Origin of the sequence: Flagellimonas flava (genome assembly GCF_050617915.1) — a bacterium.
Taxonomy (GTDB): Bacteria; Bacteroidota; Bacteroidia; order Flavobacteriales; family Flavobacteriaceae; genus Flagellimonas; species Flagellimonas flava_A.
Map to the genome: position 1 here is coordinate 350349 of NZ_JBODQE010000005.1, position 21562 is coordinate 371910.

Sequence of the window (21562 nt, forward strand, 5' to 3'; positions counted from 1 at the left end):
GGAGCTAAATTGCTCCCCTTTTTAATTGATTGTATGTCCTTTAACCTAAAAATATTGGCCTATCCCAAAGACAATCCCATTGGTGGCATTGTCTCCCAAACCAAAACCATAATCCAATCGGAAAACCGCATTAAAAATTCGCTTGTGTATAAACCGAACCCCAAGGCCTGGGTACACCCTAATGTTGTTGCTATCGAATAAATCGGAAAACCCTTCTCCTGGATTTCTCCATGTGCCCGTATCCAAAAAAGCATTTCCCTGCAATACAAACCATCCCTTTTCATATAGGGTGTGCCTATACTCTGTGTTCAACACCGCTGCAGCAATTCCCCTATCAACCGTGTTTCCAACTCCGCGAATATTCAACTGATTGTCCAAAGTGAAGGGCGCAAAAGGTGAATCCTCGTTGCCAAAAGTGGTTGCCAAACGCAATCTGCTTGCCCAATTTCCATTTTGCCCAATCTTTTTATAATAGATGGCATCATTACGTAGCGACACAAAGGATTTTAAAAATTGGTTTCCCAATGCGTCGCCGTTCAACAAATCAATATACTGTGCAGTAAACTCATTGATCACCCCATCAAAATATTGATAGTCGATATCCAAATCCACATACCGATACTGACCTCGATAAATAAGTTTGTCAGCTTCAAGAAACAACAGATCATTAACAGCTTCGTCTTCGCCCAAAAAATCATATTGCTCTTTTACATAAGAAACGCCAAGTTCTGCTTCATTGTTAAAGTCAAAAGAAAACAACAACGCTCCCTCAACATTTCTAGCATTGAAACGATAGTTTTCTGTTCCCTCTTCAAAAAAGACAGGTTCCTGTGTTGTTCGGTCTTGATAGTTGAACCCTATACCCAACTTATCGCTAAACAAAAATGGATGCTCCCAAAAAATCCCGTACGAATCAAAAACGTCGCGTTCATAGAATCCACCCAAAAGTTGGTTGTTGCCAAATAGGTTAAATTCAAAAGCGGACAATCTAAAAGCAAACTCCCCATTATTGTCGGTTGAAATTCGAAGACCGGGGATAATGGTAAAATTTTCCTCTATCTCATAAAGCACCTCAATCCCATCATTAGTTTTCCGGGTTGAGGAAGAAGCGTTGGCAATTCCAGGTAATCTTTTCAAACGCTCAATATCTTCTTTGATCAAAATAGTATCATAGGCAGCATTGGGTTTTACCTTCACCAACCTTCGCAAAAAAGATTCCTTTGTCCGTTTTAGTCCTTCAAATTCCAGATTGTGTATTTCTTGTTCTTGTGCATACGAGTGCGCTCCGTAAAAAAGGAGGACAACCCAAATAAAGTTTCTCATCAAAGCAAATTTTAGTACTAAGACGAGAAATCACAACCCACCCTACAGGTTTAGGGGCGTTTTTTGTTTTAAGCGCCTCTCCTGCAACTACTCCTCACACCCTAAAGCAGTACTTTCCCAAAAGATGAAGTGGACAGAAACCACACTTAAAATTGGTCCTTTAAATAGAAAAAATAGATGTGTTTCGGAATCAGGATAAGCTTTTCTTATACTAGGATTTTTGCTCCAATTTTGCCCAAGTATCCCTTAAAGTTACCGTTCTGTTGAAAACTAAATTTTCTGAAGAGGAATCCAGATCTACATTAAAATATCCCAATCGCTGAAACTGAAATCGATCACCTGTTTGGGCATCTTTAAGGCTTGGTTCCAAAAACCCGATAACCTTTTCCAATGAATTGGGATTTACAAACTCCATGAAATCCTTATCCTTATGTCCGTCAGGATTTGGATCATTGAAAAGACGATCATATAATCTCACCTCTGCTTCTATGGCATGCGGAATGGAAACCCAATGTAAAGTTCCCTTTACCTTTCTCAAACTTTCCTCTGTTCCACTTCCGCTTTTACTTTTAGGGTCATAGGTGCATTGAACCTCTATGATATTACCATCTTCATCCTTGGTGCAGCTTTCCGCTTTAATGATATATCCATTTTTTAACCGTACCTCACCTCCAAGTTTCAGTCTAAAAAACTTTCGGTTTGCTTCCTCCCGAAAATCTTCTTTTTCTATATACAATTCCCTAGAAAAAGGAATCTTTCGACTTCCTGCAGATGGATCTTCTGGATTGTTTTCGGCTTCCAGCCATTCTTCATTGCCCTCCTTATAATTAGTGATAACAACTTTGAGCGGATTCAGAACCGCCATAACCCTGGGGGCAATTTTATTTAGATGCTCCCGAACATGAAATTCCAATAAGGAAACATCCACAATATTCTCACGCTTTGCTATTCCAATGGTATCAGCAAAGTTTCTAATCGATTCGGGGGTATATCCTCTTCTTCTCAATCCTGAGATAGTCGGCATTCTTGGATCATCCCAGCCAGAAACGTCGCCATTCTCTACCAATTGAAGCAACTTTCGCTTGCTCACAACAGTATGACTAAGGTTTCTCCTAGCAAATTCTCGCTGTTTAGGCCTCAGTTTTTTCGAATCTACCAATTGGTCTAAAAACCAGTCATAAAGCTCACGGTGTGGAAGAAACTCCAGCGTACAAAGGGAATGGGAGACTTGTTCAATATAATCGCTCTCCCCGTGTGTCCAGTCGTACATAGGATAAATACACCAATCGGTATTTGTTCTGTGGTGGGCTTTATGCAGAATTCTGTACATAATGGGATCTCGCATCAGCATATTGGAAGAACCCATATCGATTTTCGCCCTAAGCACATGCTCGCCTTCCTTGAACTCGCCATTTTTCATGGCTTCAAAAAGGTTTAGGTTTTCTTCAACGGATCTATTCCTAAAGGGGCTTTCCTTTCCAGATTCGGTAGGTGTTCCTTTTTGATTTGCGATTTCTTCAGAAGTTTGGCTATCCACGTAAGCCTTTCCCTTCTTGATCAACTCTACCGCCCAATTGTAAAGTTGCCCAAAATAGTCTGAGGCATAACACTCCGTATCCCAAGTATATCCCAACCACTCAACATCTGCTTTGATGGCCTCAACATACTCCCGTTCCTCCTTGGCTGGATTGGTGTCATCAAATCTCAAATTAACAGGGGCGCCATATCTCAAACCCAATCCAAAATTGAGGCAAATAGAGCTGGCATGACCTATATGCAGGTATCCATTGGGCTCCGGGGGGAAACGAAATCGAAGGTCCTTTTTGGCATAACCATCCTTCAAATCATCCTCGACAATGTGCTCTATAAAATTTAATGATCGCTCTTCTTCCGACATAATCTAAAATTGAAGCGCAAATGTAGCAAAATGTAGGGTTTATAGCTATTCCAACCAGATAAGTGTATACAAAGAAAGCCATTTCACAACACTTTTATAGGTGCCTACAACAATATCTTTCCGTTCGACGAAAATAAAAGCATATTTGTTATTAGAACATTATATGGAATAGTTGGCGCTTTTGGCGCCCTCATAACTGAACAACATTAAGGGGCACAACATAGGCATTATTGCCACAACCCTCTTAAAACTAACGCTGATGAGGAAAACTAGTTCATATAACATCATTTTTGTGATAGGCTTCACAATGATGTTGCTTGGTGCAAACGTGCTAACTGCCCAAGTACTCAACAAACCTGTTGCGGCGGACAATCCCAATCTTGCAGGTAACTCTGCCTGGACCGCTGCCTGTGCTTCTGATAGTTTCAACGAATACTTTGTCAACTTTACTTGGAGCCCGCCCTTGGTGGCTTCCGACAACGAATTTGTTTTAGAACTTTCCGATGCCAACGGAAACTTTGGCTCCCCAATCGAGCTTGCCCGTGTAGACGATAAAAACGCAAATTTCGATTTTGAATTTGAGTTCCAGGTTCCTGGTGACGTTCGGGGAGAAAGCTACAAAATGAGGGTCAGAAGCACCAATCCTGCTAAGACCAGTCCGCCTTCTGATGCATACCCTATGCACTATGTGGATTTTAGTTCGCCTTTACTTATCAGTCAAAACGGGAGTGGGGACATACCTCCCGGAGGGGCAATACAACTATGCGGTGGAGGGGATGTAACTTTACGTCCGCATAATATCCCTAACGCAGACACCTACATTTATAATTGGTACCGAAGTGGTACCCTGCTTGCGGAAAAAGGAGCGAGTATTACGGTTTCCGCCGATGGCATGTATTACGTGGAGTTGGATTACGGTTCAGTCTGCTCTGGATCTGCCAATACGCTCTCCAATACCATAGAAATAAGCACCGGAACAAGTTCCGGAATTGCACTTAATGGCTCTAACGATGTAGGCCTTTGCCCTGGGGATACCCATCAGCTTGAAGCCAACATCAGTGGCATGGGCCTTACCTATACCTGGTATAAGGACGGTTCCATAATCTCAGGGCCAACTTTGGAACAGCACACCCTCAATATTAACACAGGAGTTTTAGGTTTTGAAGGGGCCTATGAAGTAGAGATTGATGGACCCTCAGCCTGTTTGGAGCGTTCTGCCTCCGTGCAAATAAGAAACTTAGGCGACTTTGAGGTGACGCGTGAAAACGATTCCAATATTGTGCTTTTGCCGTCGCAAACAACAATGCTTTCCGCTTCATCAACAGCAACCAGCCCGTCATATCAATGGTACAAGGATGGTTCGCCGATTACCGATGCTACAAATTCAAGTTTGGAAATCAGCGAGATTGGTGACTACCACGTTCGTGTAGTTGAAAATGGAGGTGGATGTTCTGCTTCGCCCGTGGATTCACCAACAACCACTGTTGAAGCACCTGCATCCTTTGAGTTTGTTGTGGAATATGCCGGAGCCTATACTTCTTGTCAAAGTGGTGATGTAACCCTAAGCTTGTTGCGTATCAATGCTGTTAGTGATACAGGGGCCAAGACGGATGTCACTTCAGAACTGGAATCCACCTTTACCTATCAATGGATGCATAATGGAAGTGCAGTTTCAGGGGAAACGTCCAAAACCATGACCGTTTCAACTTTTGAGAATAATGGAGATTACTCCTTAACGGGTACAGTTGATAGCTTCAATGCCACATCCAATGAACTTGAGGTTACCATGTCTGCCAATACCACCTTGTCCATTTCCACCAATGGCACCGTTTTGTGTGAAGGTGCAGATCCCATTCGATTTGATGCTTCCGAAAGCCTTGGAGGTGAAACTTTTGAATGGTTAAGGGATGGTGAAGTCATTGACACGGCAACAGAAAGAATTACGGCATCAGAAGTCGGAGTTTATCAGTTACGAATTCTTACCCATGATTGTCCAATTGTTTCCAATGAACTTGAGGTTCGTGCTTTTGATGAATCCTTGTTAAGCTTAGATCGCTCAGAGGACCTTATTATTGTTGAGGGCGATACCGAAACCATCACTGCAAGTGGGGCAGAGTCCTATCAGTGGTTTGATGCTGAAAACAACCTTCTTGGGGCTCAAGATTCCTATGGTTTTCAAGAAGAGGGTGAATACCTATTGGTGGCCAGTTTTGGAAACTGTACGGTAAGCAGGGTCATTAATGTAACCTATAGAGATTTATTTGCAATCCCAAATGTGATTACAGCCAATGGGGATGGAATCAACGATTTGTGGGTATTGCCCAACAGCTACTCAAGACAAGACGACGTGCTTGTAACCATATATGACGAACGAGGTAAAGAGGTCTTTAGTCAGACCAATTATGAAAACAACTGGCCTCAGTCCGTCACACAATTCAACAAACTAAACATGATTTTCTACTATCGGGTAACCCGGGCAGGGGAAAGTCTGAAACAAGGAACCATAACAGTCATTAGATAAAGCGAATGCGCACCAACAAACCTCTACTAATACTAACCTTCTTACTACTTGCTTTTTCTGGAATACGCGCCCAGGAAGAGACTCCCTTTGTGGTATATGATGTGCCGTCCCAAAACTTGTTGAAATTCAATAGGTTTTTGATCAACCCCACATTTTCAACGGTTAGGGAGGACAAGTCTTATATCAACCTTTTTCATAGAAACCAATCGGTATCTTTTGATGACAACAACCAGGTATATTTCTTAAGTTATAGCGGAAGAGTAAGCGATAGAAGTGGTGTTGGCCTTAGCCTATTTACCAATAGGGAAGGGCTTTTCAACAATTTTGGTGTGCATACAAATTACGCCTATGGCATACGATTGAGTCCAAAAAGCAATTTCACCTTTGGCGCCAATATTTCATATTATCAAAGCTCTTTCAATCAAGACAGGGCCAATGCGCTGGACAACGACCCTTTCCTAAACTCATTGGAGAGCAGCTCATTGGTATTGTTTCAACCTGGGTTCAACCTTTCCTTCGGAAATTTTGATTTTGGGGGTTATGCCGAAAACTTGTTCGATTACAACCTTAAATCCAGTGAATCCGTAACGGAATTTGATGAAAAGACCTTCTCGGGTCATTTACAATACACCCATACGTTTGAAAATGCCGCCGGAATTCTTGAGCAAGCACGTTTAATGCCTTTGGCCAGGGCAAGGGTAACCGGCCAAAATGACGTAACCCTTGGCGGAAACCTTATCCTTGACCTTCCAAAGCTTGGATGGATTCAAGCGGGATATGATGATTTCTATGGAGCTTCTGCAGGTCTTGGTTTCAATTTAAACAAGAACCTTTCCATTGGCTATACGGTAGAAAAAGGATTGTCCAGCAACTTTGAAAACTTTGGTGTTAGCCATGAAGTTTCCCTTGCTTATTCCTTTACACCCAACCTAACTGAAAATCGTGTGTTGTTGGATGACGAACTTGATTTGGTTTCATCTGACAGCATTCCACAAGAAAATCTAAGTCTTACTGAGAAAGACCTGGAAATTGCTCGATTACAAAACAAGCTGGCCGAAAATGATGCCATTTTGGACGAACTATTGTTACGCCAAGATTCTATGGAACAGGCAAGGGTGGGCGACCTTGAAAAAAGGTTCGAAACCGTTATGAAAATGGTTAGACGGGAAACTAGAGGAGAACGACCCGACCTTGAACAAAAGGCCAAAGAGGTCTACTTTGCCAATATGGACAGCACGGATATAATTTCCAAGCAACCTGTTCAACCTCTTGCCAATCATGGCCTTACAAATACAACCGCAGCAAAGAAAGTCATTCGTTTAAGCGATTCAAAAAACAAAGCGGTGGCCAGAACCTCAACGGTTAAAAAAGACAAGACCACTAGGGCTTCAGTCAAGAAAAACACAAGGTTCCGACCCTTCAATATTCCCAACGTGGAAAGTGGTCATTATCTAATTGCCAATGTGTTTAAAAATCCAAATAATGCAGACGCATTTGTGGCCAAGCTTCAAAACCAGAATATCAATGCAGATTCCTTTGTAAACCCAAGAAACGGAATGATCTATGTGTATCTGGAGGGATTCAAGAACAAGAGCGAAGCCCTTGGCGCTTACCACTCCCAGCTGAATGGCACATACAATGGCGATGCGTGGGTGATGAACGTTAATGGCATTGACGCCCTTAATCATGTATCCCCAACATCACGCGGTGCTTCTTCAAAATATGGGGATAACACCTTGACCAAAAATGTGACCAAGTCAAATAGCACGGGGAGCGGTCAGGTTGCCTTTAAAACTTACAAAATCAACGGCCTTGGGTCTGGATTCTACATTATAGCCAATGTTTTTGAAAAACCTTCCAACGCCAAGAGATTTGTTCGTGAATTGAACTCCCGAGGCTTAAATGCCAGCTATTTCATAAACCCAGAAAATAAGTTAAGGTATGTCTATCTCAAGAAACATGAGAATTGGACCAATGCCCTTACCTCATACTATTCCAAACTAAATGCCTCGTATGATGACGAAATGTGGATCATGCGGGTAAAACCAAACTCCCATAGTTAAAATGACCAATCAAATTTATAAAGTACTTCTAGGTGTCCTATGTCTTGTTGGCATAGGTTTCAACGCCACAGCCCAAGAGGTTCCTTTTACACCGCGTCTTAACGATGGTGGAAATACCTATTTGAACATTAAGGGGGATTATACGTTCTTGTCCAACAGTGTCATGAACTCTGTGTCCAATGGCCATGACGTAAATACACCTTATAACGGCAATGGGAGTAACAACAGCTTGCATGTGGAATACGTTGATATCGACTCTGATCCCTCAACCTTCAACTCCAGTAGTTCAACCTTATCTCTTCCCGCTTGTTCGCAGATTTATTGGGCAGGACTTTACTGGGCAGGAAACTATGATGTTGAGCGAGATGGAGATCATCGCAGTAGATATGAAAGCGGCTATACAGACGACCCCAACCACTATGATGTAACCCAAGTAAAGTTAAGGGTGCCGGGAAGCGCCACCTATATAGACCTACAGGCCGATACAGCCGCCGATCCGGTTGGAGAAGAGGATGATATTATCGTCAACGGATACAACATCTTGCCCAACGACCCCTATGTGTGTTACAAGAACGTAACCAATATTCTTCAAGGTCTTGCCGACCCGACAGGTGACTATTTTGTAGGTAATGTAAGGGGTACAAGAGGTGCTACCACCTATGGTTGTGCTGGATGGACTTTGGTTGTAATTTATGAAAACCCAACGCTTCCAGGAAAGTACATTTCTGTTTTTGATGGGTACGAAGGGATTACCACCCAATCAGGAAATTCAACTGCTGATATAACCGTATCCGGATTTAACACCATTCCTGTTGGTCCTGTAAATGCCCGTATTGGTGTAAGCACTTTGGAAGGTGAAACTTCGCTTTCTGGAGATACCTTTGGTATTGTTTCCAACAGTAGTGCTTCATTTACCGATATCTCAGATGCCGCCAACCCCAACAACAACTTTTTTAACTCCACTATTTCCGAAGATGGAGCCAATGTAACCACAAGAAATGTAAGTAGTACCAACGCTATTGGGTTCGATTCTGATGTGTTTGATTTGAACAACCCTAGTAATAGTATCATTGATAACGGAGATACCAGCGCCACCCTTAGATTGGGAACAAGTGGGGACTGGTTTGCATCTTTCTTGGTGACTTTTGGGGTAGAGATTATTGAACCATCCATCGTCCTGGAAAAGAAAGTAGAAGATATTGGAGGTAACGACATTACCGGTTTGGGTGTAAATCTTGGGCAATACTTGGATTACGTACTCTCGTTCGTAAACACAGGAAATGACGATGCCACCAACTATACCATTAGGGACGTTTTACCTGCCAACGTAACACTGGACGAAACTACCGTAACCATGCCTGCGGGTGTTACCTATACCTATAATTCCGCAACCAGGGAAGTTGTTTTTAGCATTCCTGATAATTTGGTAGAAGAGGGCGACCCTGTTGCTGAGATCAGAATGCGCGTTCAGGTGGCGGAGAACTGTTTCGACTTTATTGACGCATGTACAGATATTATTGAAAACCTGGCCTATTCTACCTATGAGGGCTCTATCAATGCCAATCAAATTAGTGATGACCCCAGTGTATCTGATTTTGATGACTGCGGATTTACTACTCCTGGAGCCACCAACTTCTTGCTGGACGACCTTTCAGCCTGTAACTTCACAAGGACTGTTCAACTTTGTGGGGCTGACGTATTGTTGGATGCAGGAGATAATTTTGACGCCTATATCTGGTATCGGGATGAAAATGGAAACAGCCTTATTGATGCTGGAGACACCGTTTTAAATGACGGTGATCCAGATGGTGACCCCAGTACGTTCTTGGTTAGCGAAACAGGAACTTTCATGGTGGACAAGCAAGTGGCAGATCCCTGTAAGGATTTCACCGAAATCATTATTGTTGAGCTTTTTGGTACTACACAAACCAACCCCATAACGGCCTTGATCAATGACACCACAAACACTGTGGATGGTGAGATTGTTATCTGTCCCAATGACGGAAGTGAACTTCCTCAAATTTTCCTTTGTGGTTTGAACGATACTGAATTGGTGCAAGTCAACATCCCCGATGCTGATAGCATTGAATGGGAACAATTGGACGAAACCAGTTGTGGTGCCGCCACAGCAGATTGTGCAAATACGGACAATTCCTGTACTTGGAATGTGATAGATACCGGAAACGACTTTTTGGCTTCAGATGCTGGCCAGTATAGAATGGTAATCAATTATCAAAACGGTTGTTTTAGCCGATTCTATTTCAACATTTTCAAAAACCCATTAGACCCACAATATACATCTAGGGACATCATCTGTAATTCCGACGGGAACATTACAGTGACCAATATGCCCATCGACTATGAGTTTAGGTTAATTGACCAAACTACGGGAACCGTTTTGGTGCCTTATAATGCCAACCCAAGTTTTGATATCACTACCAATGGTGCATACATGGTTGAAATGAGACAACAAGGCGTTGTTGACGGCTGTGTGTTCGTATTGGACAACATAGGTATTCTGGAAAGGGATTTTCAGGTAGACGTTGTTCCCCAGGACACTGACTGTAACGGTTTGGGTGAGATCGCCATTTCCGTTCTGAACGTAGAGCCACAATACTATTACGAAATTTCACAAGGAGGTACCGTAGTGGACACTTTTGGTCCTTCTGCAGACAACAATTACACCTTCGAGAACCTCAATGATGGCGTTTATGACGTGAACGTATCTACTGACGATGGGTGTACCTATACCGAACAAGTAACCATCAACGATCTTACAGACCTAGACTTAACTGCCCGGGTTTCCCAACATATAACTTGTAGGGAAGGAAATATACAAATGGACTCTTCCGGTGGGCAAACACCCCACACCTACGCCATTTGGTCCTATGTTAATGAGTCTGGAACCACAATTACCTCATATCCCACAGTTGGTGACATCCCAGCAAGCGCTTATCAGACGAGTGTTATTTTTGACATTCTTGATCCGGGTGATTACACATTTGTAGTTGTTGACAGGAACAACTGTCATGCCATTTCCAATACGGTAACCATTTACTTTGAGCCCTCAGTGGACTATACCACTGCCGCTACAGATGAAACTTGTTTTGGTGCCGAAGACGGAACCATTGCGTTCAACTTGATCAGCACTAATGGATATCAAGTGGAGTTCTTCTTGATTGACGATGCAACTGGATTAGAGATTGCTTCCAACACCTCTGGATTGTTCACCAACCTTCCACAAGGAAATTATACGGTTCGGGTCAACCAAAGAAAAGGAAGTGCTTCTTGTGATTATTTTGAAAATTATACGATCAGCGGCCCTACTTCTGGAGTATCCGGAGATGCTGTTCTCATTCAGGATTATACCTGCCTTCAGGACGGCATAATAGAAGCACAAAATGTAGTGGGGGGAACTGCTCCCTATGAATATAGTGTTGATGGTGTAAACTTTGTAAGTGGTGCCGGAGCAGAACGTTTTTCCAATCTAACAGATGGAAGCTACGCTATTACTATCCGTGATGCCAACAATTGTACTTTCGTTACAAACACCATAACTTTTGACCCATTAAATCCTCCCTCGGACTTAACCTTTTCTGCTAGCACTCCCAACTGTCCTGCACTAACCTCTGATGTGACTGTGACCGTTGTTGACGGAAATACACCTTTCGTTTTTGAGATTACTGCGCCCGCACCTATTGCGGCCACTTCCATCTCTGGGAACACCGCAGATTTTGATGGCCTTGCTCCTGGAACCTATACTTTCCGGGTAACAGACAATAAAGGATGTGTTTATGACGAATCCTTTACCATTAATCCCGTTTCACAAATTAGTGTGGTTGGTAACTTGGTCAGCAACATAACTTGTTTCACAGATACAGATGGAGAAGTTGATTTCATCGTTTCCGACTTCAACACGGACTATGACTATTCCGTAACTGGGCCAGCCAATTTCTCTGGAAACAACCAAACGGGAGGAACTATTTCCTTAACTGGATTGGATGATGGTACATATACAATAGTTGTAACCGACAACCTGACCAATTGTATCGCAACAACCGATGTCACGGTGAACGCTCCTGCTGCTGCATTGACACTAAGTGCTGCAGAAACCCAACCCACCTGTATCACGGATGGAAGTGTAACACTTACTTCAACCGGTGGCTGGGGAGGAAATACCTTTGTCCTTACTAACCCTGACGCTACTCCTTTTGGAACAAATAGCACTGGGGCATTTAACAATCTAACCCAAACTGGAACGTACAGCGCAACAGTAACTGATGCCAATGGCTGTGTGGTCAATACCACATTTACATTGAATGCTGCCGTTCCGCCGGTTCTTGCAGTTGTGCCGAACGACACCTGCTATGACGATGCCGTTGGATTAACCTTAACGGCCAACGTAACTTCTGGTGGCGATGGTAATTATCAGTATAGCTTAAACGGAGGGGCTGCCCAGGCAAGCAATGTTTTTGCCGGATTGACCTCGGGAACTTATACCATTGAGGTTAGGGACGGGAATAACTGTACCGACACAGCATCCATAACTATTGACCCAGAACTGAGTGTAACTGCAACAGCAAGCAATATTACGGCCTGTGCAACAGATACGGATGTAAACATTGTTGCTGCTGGTGGAGATGGGAATTATGTATATGCTGTGGTTGCCGATGGGGTAGTTCCAACAGCGGGTGATTTTGCAGCTACCAATCCTGTTTCAGTTACTGGAGCAGGAGATTACGATGTATACGTTCGCGATAATAACGGAGCCGCTGGATTTTGTGAAGCTTCTTTTGATATTAATATTGTTCAAGATGCGCCATTGGCAATTACACCGAGTTTTACTTCGGTAAGTTGTTTTGGCGGATCAGATGGAACTATCACTTTAGTAGCGTCTGGCGGAGAAGCTCCTTACCAGTACAGCATTGACAACGGAACAAACTATCAAGTTTCTGGGAACTTCATCAACCTAACCCAAGGAACCTACAACCTAAGAATTAGGGATGCCAATAACTGCGAGGCCACGGGGACGGTAACTGTTACCGAGCCCAATCAATTGGTGGCCGAGGCGCAACAGACCCAAAACTATACTTGTTTACAATTAGGACAAATTTCCGTAGGAAGTGTTACGCCCACCACTGGTGGCTCAGGAAATTTCCAATACAACATTAATGGAGGGCCATGGACAGCTTCTACCACCGGTGGTCATGTCTTTACTGGCTTAACCGACGGAACCTACACGATTCAGGTACGGGATGCCAATGAAATTGGCTGCTTTATTACCCTTCCAGATGTAATTATAGCTCCACTTCCTGTTGAGCCAACATTGACCACTTCTGTGGCTTACAACTGTGATGGCACGGGGGATATTACCATATTGCCCAACGACCCCTCCTATACTTACAGCTTAAATGGAGGTGCTGCCCAAGCAAGCAATGTGTTTACTAGTGTAGCTGTGGGAACACATACCATTGATGTAAATTATGGTAGTGATTGTGTTACTCAAACCACGGTAACCGTGGAACCAGGAAACGCCTTTGCCGCAAACATAACTGCATTCTCGGACATCAGCTGTAATGCAGGAACTGACGGTTCCATCACTTTTGAAATAGAAAATTTTGATGCTGTCAATGGCTTTGAGTACCAGATAAATGGAGGAGGTTTTTCTGCTCCACAAACTACAAGTCCGATTACAATTAACGGACTTGCTGCTGGCGCCTACACTATTGATGTAAGGGATGTGCTGGATAACACCTGTTTGATTACCCTAAATCAGACCTTGTCCGAACCAGCTGCCGTGGTAACTACGGCATCAATCACCTCAGTGTTGACCTGTACCAATGGTGGGGCTACTATTACGGCCTCCGCTACGGGTGGAACGCCGGCTTACGAATATCAACTTGAAGATAATATTGGAACAATCCTAACGGCTTACCAAAGCTCCAATGTGTTTACTGGACTTGCCGCCGGAGATTACATTGTAAGGGCTAGGGATACTAATCTTTGTGAAGATCCCATCGATGCCGCTTTGACTGTGGTTACTCCAACACCAATCACCTTTACCTCAACACCAACCGCATGCTACAGCGGAAGCAACGATGGAACCATTCAAGTAGATGTTACAGCTGGAAATGGGGATTACCAGTTTAGCCTAAATGGCGGGCCTTGGATTACCCCAACACCAGCCAATGCAACATCGCACACATTCACGGCTTTGGCCGCTGGCAACTATACAATCAATGTAAGAGACGGGTTCGGTTGTACGGGAACCTTGCAAAATATTACCATAAACGATGCCCTGGTAGCCACCGTTGATGTGGTTGATATCAGTACGTGCGCAAATGGTAGCATCACCGTAACTGCATCTGGTGGAGTTCCCAATTTGGAGTACGCATTCGTGCCAACCACCACCAGTCCGACAGGTCTGTTCACCACAACCAACACCTTTACCGTTACAGCTGGTAATGATGGTGACTACGATGTTTATGTTAGGGATAATTCGGCTACAGTACCGTTCTGTGAATTCATGGAAACGGTGACCGTTAATCCAGCAACTCCACTTACCATTACAAGTACCCCGACCGACCCAGAATGTCATGACGGCTTTGGTTCCATTCAAGTTGATATAACCTCGGGAATTGCACCTTATACGATCCAAATTATTGATTTGGACAATGGGGGTGTGGGCAACGTAACGGATACCAATGTGTTGGTAACCAGCAGAACATATTTCAATTTACTATCTGGTGACTATACCATCAATGTAACAGATGCTACTGGCTGTTTGGTAACAGATACACCTGTAAATATTGCCAATCCTGATGAATTGACTGCTACCATTTCAGGTGTAACCCCAGCCACATGTACTGGAGACCCCAATGATTTTGGCTTTCAATTTACTGGATACCCAACTACTTTGGGCACAATTCAATTTAGTGATGATGGAGGTGCCACGTGGACTGCTGGTGACAACTCTGTTCCCGGAACCACAGATGTGATTACTGGATATAATTCTGGAGATATTGTTAATCCTTCCATGAGAACCGTGGATGGTTTGGGCAATACGGTTTGTCAAACCGATTTCCCTCCATTTTTGATTCCTTATCCTTTGGATGATCTGGATATTACCATTTCGGCCTTGGTCGTAAACTGTAATGAGCTACAGGTCACCGTTCAAGGGTCTGAGGGTGCTCCGGGCTATGAGTATACCTATTCTGACGATCCTAACAATTTCAATCCTGGAACCGCTACATGGTTCCCTGGTGACAGTGTGGACAATCTTGGAAATCCTGTGACAGCAGGTCATGGTAGATACATTTGGACAGGTTTGGTGCCTGGTAGAACATATCTTTTCTACGTAAGGGATAGTGGTGGATGCGTTAGACAAAGTAATGTGAACGTTAATGACCTGATCACAGTTCCCTTGGAAATTACTTCCGCGATTACTCCATCTTGTAGTGGGGCCAATAATGGAAGTATTACGTATACAGTAACTGATAACCAAGCTCCATTTGGAACAGAATTTAGATGGACGGTTTATGATATGACCACAGGTGTTCCTGTTGCAGTGGCCAATAGTGGTGGAAATGTTCCCTATACATCGCCACAAAATGTAACCGTTACTGGTTTGGGCGCTGGAAACTACTTCATTGAGGTAGTTGAGGTTGATGGAGGTTTGGACAGTTGTGTGGGCGCAACCGAAAATGAACTTTTGGACGAGCTTGATCCTTTGACTGGAACCCCAGTTGTACTACAGAACATTAGTTGTGACAACCCTGGTCTAATTCAGGTTCAAAACCCTCTTGGTGGTGGTGGAACTTACACTTATACGGTAACAGGTCCGGTTCCTTTTGTTACAATTACATCTACTTCAGATAATCCAATCGAGATACCTGCCAACTCTCCTGCTGGAAACTATCATGTTACCATCGAAGATCAATATGGCTGTTCTACTCCTTTGGGTAATGTTGCCTTGACCTTGACCCCGGACCCAACCATTGATTCCACTAATGTGGATAACTGTTCTGACCCAGCAACGGTCACTATAAATGCGACAAGTGGTGCTGCGCAGATATTCTATTCTTTGGATGGAGGAACCACATACCTGGATAATGGAGGTGTTTTCAACAACGTTGCTGCTGGAACGTACAATATTTCCATTCTTGACAGTAACGGATGTACCGATACGGATGTAGTGACCGTGCATCCTGTTTTGGAAGTTGATGTTGCCTTGACCAAGCTCTTGGATTGTTCTGTAAGTCCAGATGCTGAAATAACCATTGAGGTCCTTGCAGGATCTGGCGATTATGACTATCAAATTACGGATGGTACTGGAACGGTAGTTGCAAGAACGGCACTTCCATCGAATCCGTTTGTTTTTAGCACAACCACTGTTGAAAACTACACTATCACTGTCTTTGACAACCTGACTTCCACACCTTGTACAAGAGTGTTCAATATCCCGGTTGCCCCAGCCTTAACTCCATCTTTCAACATTACTTCAACTGCAGATGTTACTTGTAATGGAAATGATGATGGAACCATAGATGTTGCGGCTGTTGATAACGGAACTGGTCCGTTCACTTTTGAAATTATTTCTGGGCCTGGAAGTTCGGCTACTTTCCCGTTGGCGCCAACAAGCAGTAATGCTACTACAGCATCTTTCACAGGGCTTGAGGGAACTGCAGCTGGAATCACCTATACCATAGAAATCACAGCGGCCAATGGATGTACTTCAACACAGACACAGACCATTACCCAACCAGATGTGCTGTCTAACATAAACACAACTGTGGTAGAGTTCGGTTGTACAACAGGCAATAACATGGACAATGCCACTATTACGGTGGATACAGCATCTATAACCGGTGGAAGTGGAAACTATGTGACCTATGAGTTCATTGACGATCAGGGAACTGTTCCTACAGGGGACGATGTTGTGGTTCAGGTGGGCCCAAGCAATGTGTACACCGAAACCGATACGGCTGGTGGCAGCTATATCATCAATGTTTATGACGACAATGGTTGTGTGGGTACTGTTACTGAATCCATTGCGCCTTTTGATGAGCTTGTTTCGGCCAGTATTGCCATCGACGCTGCTGCAACTTGTTTAGCTGGCGAAGATATTACCATCACCGCCAACGGATCGATAACCAATTCTGGAACAACTCCTGCCAATTATGAGTTCAGGTTGTTGCCTGCTGGAATTTTCCAAGCTTCTGGAAGTTTCACAGGTTTGGCCGTGGGCACACACAATTTCGAAGTTAGAAATGTGGTTACTGGATGTGTCTTGGCCACTTCGCATACGGTAGCCGATCCTGAGATATTGGATTTGGTTGTGGTAAGCACCACTAACATTACCTGCTTTGGTGATACCAATGGAGCGGTGGAACTTGATCTACAGGATGCATTGACGGTGACCTACGCAAGTGCGACCACCTACACCCTATACTACGACATCAACAATACTCCTGGTAATTTGGCAGATGATGTTGTTACTGCTGGCGGCGATGCCGATGGTAATTTCAACCTTACAGGTTTGGCCGCAGGTAATTACTATATTGAAGTTACGGACACCAATCCTCCCGGTTCTGCCTGTATTTATACAGAGTCTTTCACAATAGCCGGGCCAAGCGTGGGCATTTCGGCCAACACCCAGGTCACAGATGTTACTTGTGCACTTAACGACGGTATAATTGAAGTTATAAATCCAGCTGGAGGTTGGGGAGGCTACACCTATTTCGTTGATTTGGCTTCAAACCCTGCACCTACCTTCCCTGGAAGTTATCAGGTTTCTCCACAGTTCTCCGGTTTGGCCGGTGGAGCTGGAGCAGGAACGGATTATCAGGTTTGGGTGGCCGATGTAAATGGATGTGAATTCCAATTGCCCAATGTAAATCTGGTAGACCCGACCCCAATAACGGCAACCCTACAAATCAACCAAGAAAACTGTACTGCGCTTCAAGGTGAAATTGAAGTAGTTGGAACAGCTGGAGGACAAGGAAGCAACTACACTTACCAGCTAATCAGAAATGGTAGCAATGTTGGTTCCCCTCAAACAAGTCCAATTTTCTCTGGTCTTGGAGAAGGTTCATATGAAGTACTTATTGCGGATCAATGGTCCTGTACTACCACAATTGGTCCAGAGGTCTTAATCGAATCCATGTCTGCTACGGCAACAGTGGTTAAACCAATAGATTGTACGGTAGATCCAGGTGGTCATATCACCATAAATGTAACAGGCGGTTCCGCCAACCTTTCTTATGATGTGTTATTCCCTGATGGATTGACCACAGCAAACAATGCTACTGGTGTTTTTACCGGTTTAACACAAGCAGGAACATACACCTTCACCATTACTGATGGAGATACGGTAACCCCTTGTACTGTGGTATTGACCCAGGATCTGGATGCACCGGTAACCCCAGTGATCGATGATGTGGTTATGGCTCCGGTAAGCTGTAATGGAGGTTCCGATGGTAGCTTGACCGTGGTTTTGGATCCTGCTACGGTACCAAATCCGGTATATACCTATGAGCTTTACGAAGTCACAAACTTGGCAGTGCCATACAGAGTAGCGCAAACAAGCAATGTCTTTGACAATCTGCCTCAAGGCGATTATAGGGCCCGAGTTATTTCTGGAAGGTCTTGTGATGATTTCTTTGATCAGACTGTTACCGAGCCTACGGTATTAAATGTTTCTGCTTCGGCTACAGCATTTGTATGTAACGCGAGCAACGCAGTTAACACCTCAACAATTACCGTAACAGCTTCAGGAGGAACAGGTCCATATCTGTATAGCATTGACAATGTAAATTTCCAAGCGTCCAATACTTTTGATATAGTGGATACAGGAGTTGTTCAAAACATTACAGCTTATGTGACCGATGCCAACTCTTGCGCCCAAACAGCAGTTGTGGCTCCAATTCAGCCAATCAATGTATTCACGGTTGCGGTTACACAAAACATCGGTATCACTTGTGCCAATCCTGAAGAGGTTTTGGTTACTATTACGGATGATGGAAACCCAGCCAACACCTATACATTTGAGTTGTTGCCTGTCGGAAACCCTGCAGGGACTCTAACGGCAACCCCAACCAATGTAACAGCAACCTTTGAGTTGACACAACCTGGAAGCTATACGTTCAGGATTACGGACAACGCCACTGGTTGTTATGTGGATACGGCTCCTTATGATATCGCTCCATACGATACTATCGATGTGGTGGCTACGCCAACAGCTCCTGCTGTTTGTTTTGGAGACACCAACGGTGCATTGGAAATCAATGTCACTGGATATACAGGAGCTTATGACTACGAAGTTTTCAACTCCGACGGAACCACAACGGGGGTAACAGGATCAGCAAATACAAGCACCAATCCATTGCCAATAGCAGGATTCCCAGGAGGCAACTATTATGTGCGTGTTACCCAAACAGCCAATCCATTATGTGTTGAGGATTCCAATACCATAACCATAGCATCTCCGGATATGGCCTTGGCCGCAACGCCAATTGAGGTGGCCAATGTGACCTGTGCCAATAATTTAGGAGAAATAGAAGTCTCGCCTACAGGAGGTTTCGCTCCATATGATATCCAATTGACCAACACTACTACCGCTCAGGTTTACAATGTGTCCAATGTAGTAAGCTTTGTGTTCCAGGGCTTGTCTGCCGGTCTTTTCGATGTAGAAATTACGGATACTGCAGGTTGTACTATCAATGAGCCAATTACATTGACTCAACCAACGCCGATTACGGCCGATATTGATGCCACACCAACCACCTTAGTGTGTTACGGTGACACCAACGCAACAGTAACCGCCATAAACGTATTGAATGGTAGAGGTGTTTACTTGTACGAATTAAACACCTACGACCCAACAGGAACGACCATTGTGTCAACTACTGGGGCTCAAGGAAATCCAGCCTTCAACAATCTTGGAGCCGGAATCTACAGCATTACTGTTTCTGATGGATGGAGTTGCGATGTAGAGACCGTTCAGGTTACCATTTCTGAGCCTGTTGAAGTTATGGCCAGTTTAGTTCAGCTTTCACAACTAACTTGCACCGCTCAAGCACAAATTGAGCTTACGGCTGCTGGAGGAACAGGGCCTTACGAGTTCAGTTCAGACGGCGTGCTTTATACCAATATGTCTGGTGGAAACACCCATACATTTACTGTTCCAGCTGGGGCCTACCAATACTATGTTAGGGACGCCTTTGGCTGTGAGGCCATGATTTCCAATCAAGTGACTATTGAACCAATAGTTCCTTTGGATGTTATTATTGACGATAGTGCGGCAACCATCAATTGTACGGGTGAAGCTTCCGCAACCATCAGCGCAACAGCTATTGGTGGTCTTGGAAACTACACCTACGAACTGTTTACTGACGCAGGTCTCACCAACTCCGTTGCTGGACCACAAAATGACGGTGAATTCACTGGATTGATTGCTGGAACATACTTTGTGAACGTCATCAGCATGGATTGCCAGATAACTAGTCCCGCTATCAACATTACTGATCCTGCACCTCTACAGATTGACCGACAAGAATCCACGGATGTAACATGTTCCGGTTTGGACGATGGTACCATCACCGTAGAAGTATCTGGTGGAACTGGTGAAATTTTCTATGCCATCACTCCTAACTTGGATCAGTTTGACACGGTAGGAACTTTCGAAGATTTGGCACCTGGTATTTATGATGTAATTGCTCAAGATAGAAACGGATGTTTTGAAACCTTCCAATTTGAGATTTTGCAACCAGAACCTATCCAAGCTCAGGCCATCAATGTGATGCACGAAGTTTGTTTCAATAGTGCGGATGGTTCCTTTGAATTAGATATCACAGGTGGTACTGCACCTTATTTCTCCAGTTTGAACTCGAATGCCGATACAGATTTTGTTCAAGATCAAATCTTGTTCCAGAACCTTCCTGCAGGAATGCATGTTGTATTCGTAAGGGATGCACAGGGTTGTGAAACCAATATTATTGTAGAAATCAACGCTGGTGTTAATCTTGCAGCGGAAGTTACCCCGATCTATGAGTGCGATGGAAATCTACCCACAAACCGTTTGGATATTGTCTTTGAAGACACCTCGGTTATATCAGATGTGATGTATGCCATTGATTCCACGGATCCTGCAGATCTTCAGCTGACATCCGACTTTGTGAACATAGCGCCTGGAGATCATTATTTGACCATTGCGCACGCGAACGGGTGTATCAATACCATCGATTTCAGCATAACTGGATTTGAGCCATTGACCCTGGTGTTGGAGAACAACAACATCAATGAAATTACAGCCGTGGCAGAAGGAGGTCTGGAAGACTACACCTTCATCTTTGATGGCGTGGACAACGGAACGGACAACACTTACATAATCAACAGAACCGACACCTACACCGTTACGGTTATTGACCAAAACGGATGTGAGGTTACCATGGAAATCTTTATGGAATTCATTGATATTGAGGTACCTGACTTCTTTACTCCAGATGGCGATGGAATGAATGACAACTGGTTGCCAGACAATCTTGAAGCCTTCCCTAACGTACTAATGATCATTTTTGATCGTTATGGTAGAGAGCTCTATCGTATGCGTTATGGCGATGCCGGATGGAACGGAATCTACAATAACAGTGAGCTCCCAACTGGAGATTACTGGTACATCATCAAGCTCCAAGGCGAGAATGATGACCGTGAGTTGGTTGGACACTTTACCCTATATCGAAATTGATCCTTTAACCTACT

Annotated in this window: 5 protein-coding genes; 3 read left to right on the plus strand and 2 right to left on the minus strand. The window is 44.0% G+C overall.

Features of this window, described 5'->3' with window-relative positions; translation table 11 throughout:
* Positions 1-45 precede the first annotated feature (45 nt).
* Both ACRHOZ_RS14915 and ACRHOZ_RS14920 read right to left on the minus strand, forming a co-directional pair.
* Positions 46-1323, minus strand: a complete 1278-nt coding sequence (locus ACRHOZ_RS14915; RefSeq protein ID WP_431126995.1) for a POTRA domain-containing protein — start codon at positions 1321-1323, stop codon at positions 46-48.
* A gap of 211 nt (positions 1324-1534) precedes the next feature.
* Positions 1535-3220 carry a glutamine--tRNA ligase/YqeY domain fusion protein gene (locus ACRHOZ_RS14920; RefSeq protein ID WP_431126997.1) on the minus strand — a complete coding sequence of 562 codons (1686 nt, stop codon included), beginning with the start codon at positions 3218-3220 and terminating at the stop codon, positions 1535-1537.
* Positions 3221-3479: 259 nt separating this feature from the next.
* Here ACRHOZ_RS14920 and ACRHOZ_RS14925 point away from each other — a divergent pair, with 259 nt between their 5' ends.
* The 3 genes from ACRHOZ_RS14925 to ACRHOZ_RS14935 are packed head-to-tail and all read left to right on the plus strand — an operon-like array spanning position 3480 to position 21548.
* Positions 3480-5741, plus strand: coding sequence for a gliding motility-associated C-terminal domain-containing protein (locus ACRHOZ_RS14925; RefSeq protein WP_431126999.1), 2262 nt, complete (start codon positions 3480-3482; stop codon positions 5739-5741).
* Positions 5742-5746: 5 nt separating this feature from the next.
* The gene (locus ACRHOZ_RS14930; protein WP_431127001.1) at positions 5747-7804 is read left to right on the plus strand and encodes a PorP/SprF family type IX secretion system membrane protein; all 2058 of its coding nucleotides are present in this window, start codon (positions 5747-5749) and stop codon (positions 7802-7804) included.
* Position 7805: 1 nt separating this feature from the next.
* On the plus strand, positions 7806-21548 hold the full coding sequence (locus tag ACRHOZ_RS14935) for a T9SS type B sorting domain-containing protein (protein ID WP_431127003.1): 13743 nt from the start codon (positions 7806-7808) through the stop codon (positions 21546-21548).
* Positions 21549-21562 lie beyond the last annotated feature (14 nt).

Excerpts from the sequence above, each read along its gene's own strand:
- ACRHOZ_RS14915 (WP_431126995.1), bottom strand. The coding sequence starts at position 1,323 with ATGAGAAACTTTATTTGGGTTGTCCTCCTTTTTTACGGAGCGCACTCG.
- ACRHOZ_RS14920 (WP_431126997.1), bottom strand. The coding sequence starts at position 3,220 with ATGTCGGAAGAAGAGCGATCATTAAATTTTATAGAGCACATTGTCGAG.
- ACRHOZ_RS14925 (WP_431126999.1), top strand. The coding sequence starts at position 3,480 with ATGAGGAAAACTAGTTCATATAACATCATTTTTGTGATAGGCTTCACA.
- ACRHOZ_RS14930 (WP_431127001.1), top strand. The coding sequence starts at position 5,747 with ATGCGCACCAACAAACCTCTACTAATACTAACCTTCTTACTACTTGCT.
- ACRHOZ_RS14935 (WP_431127003.1), top strand. The coding sequence starts at position 7,806 with ATGACCAATCAAATTTATAAAGTACTTCTAGGTGTCCTATGTCTTGTT.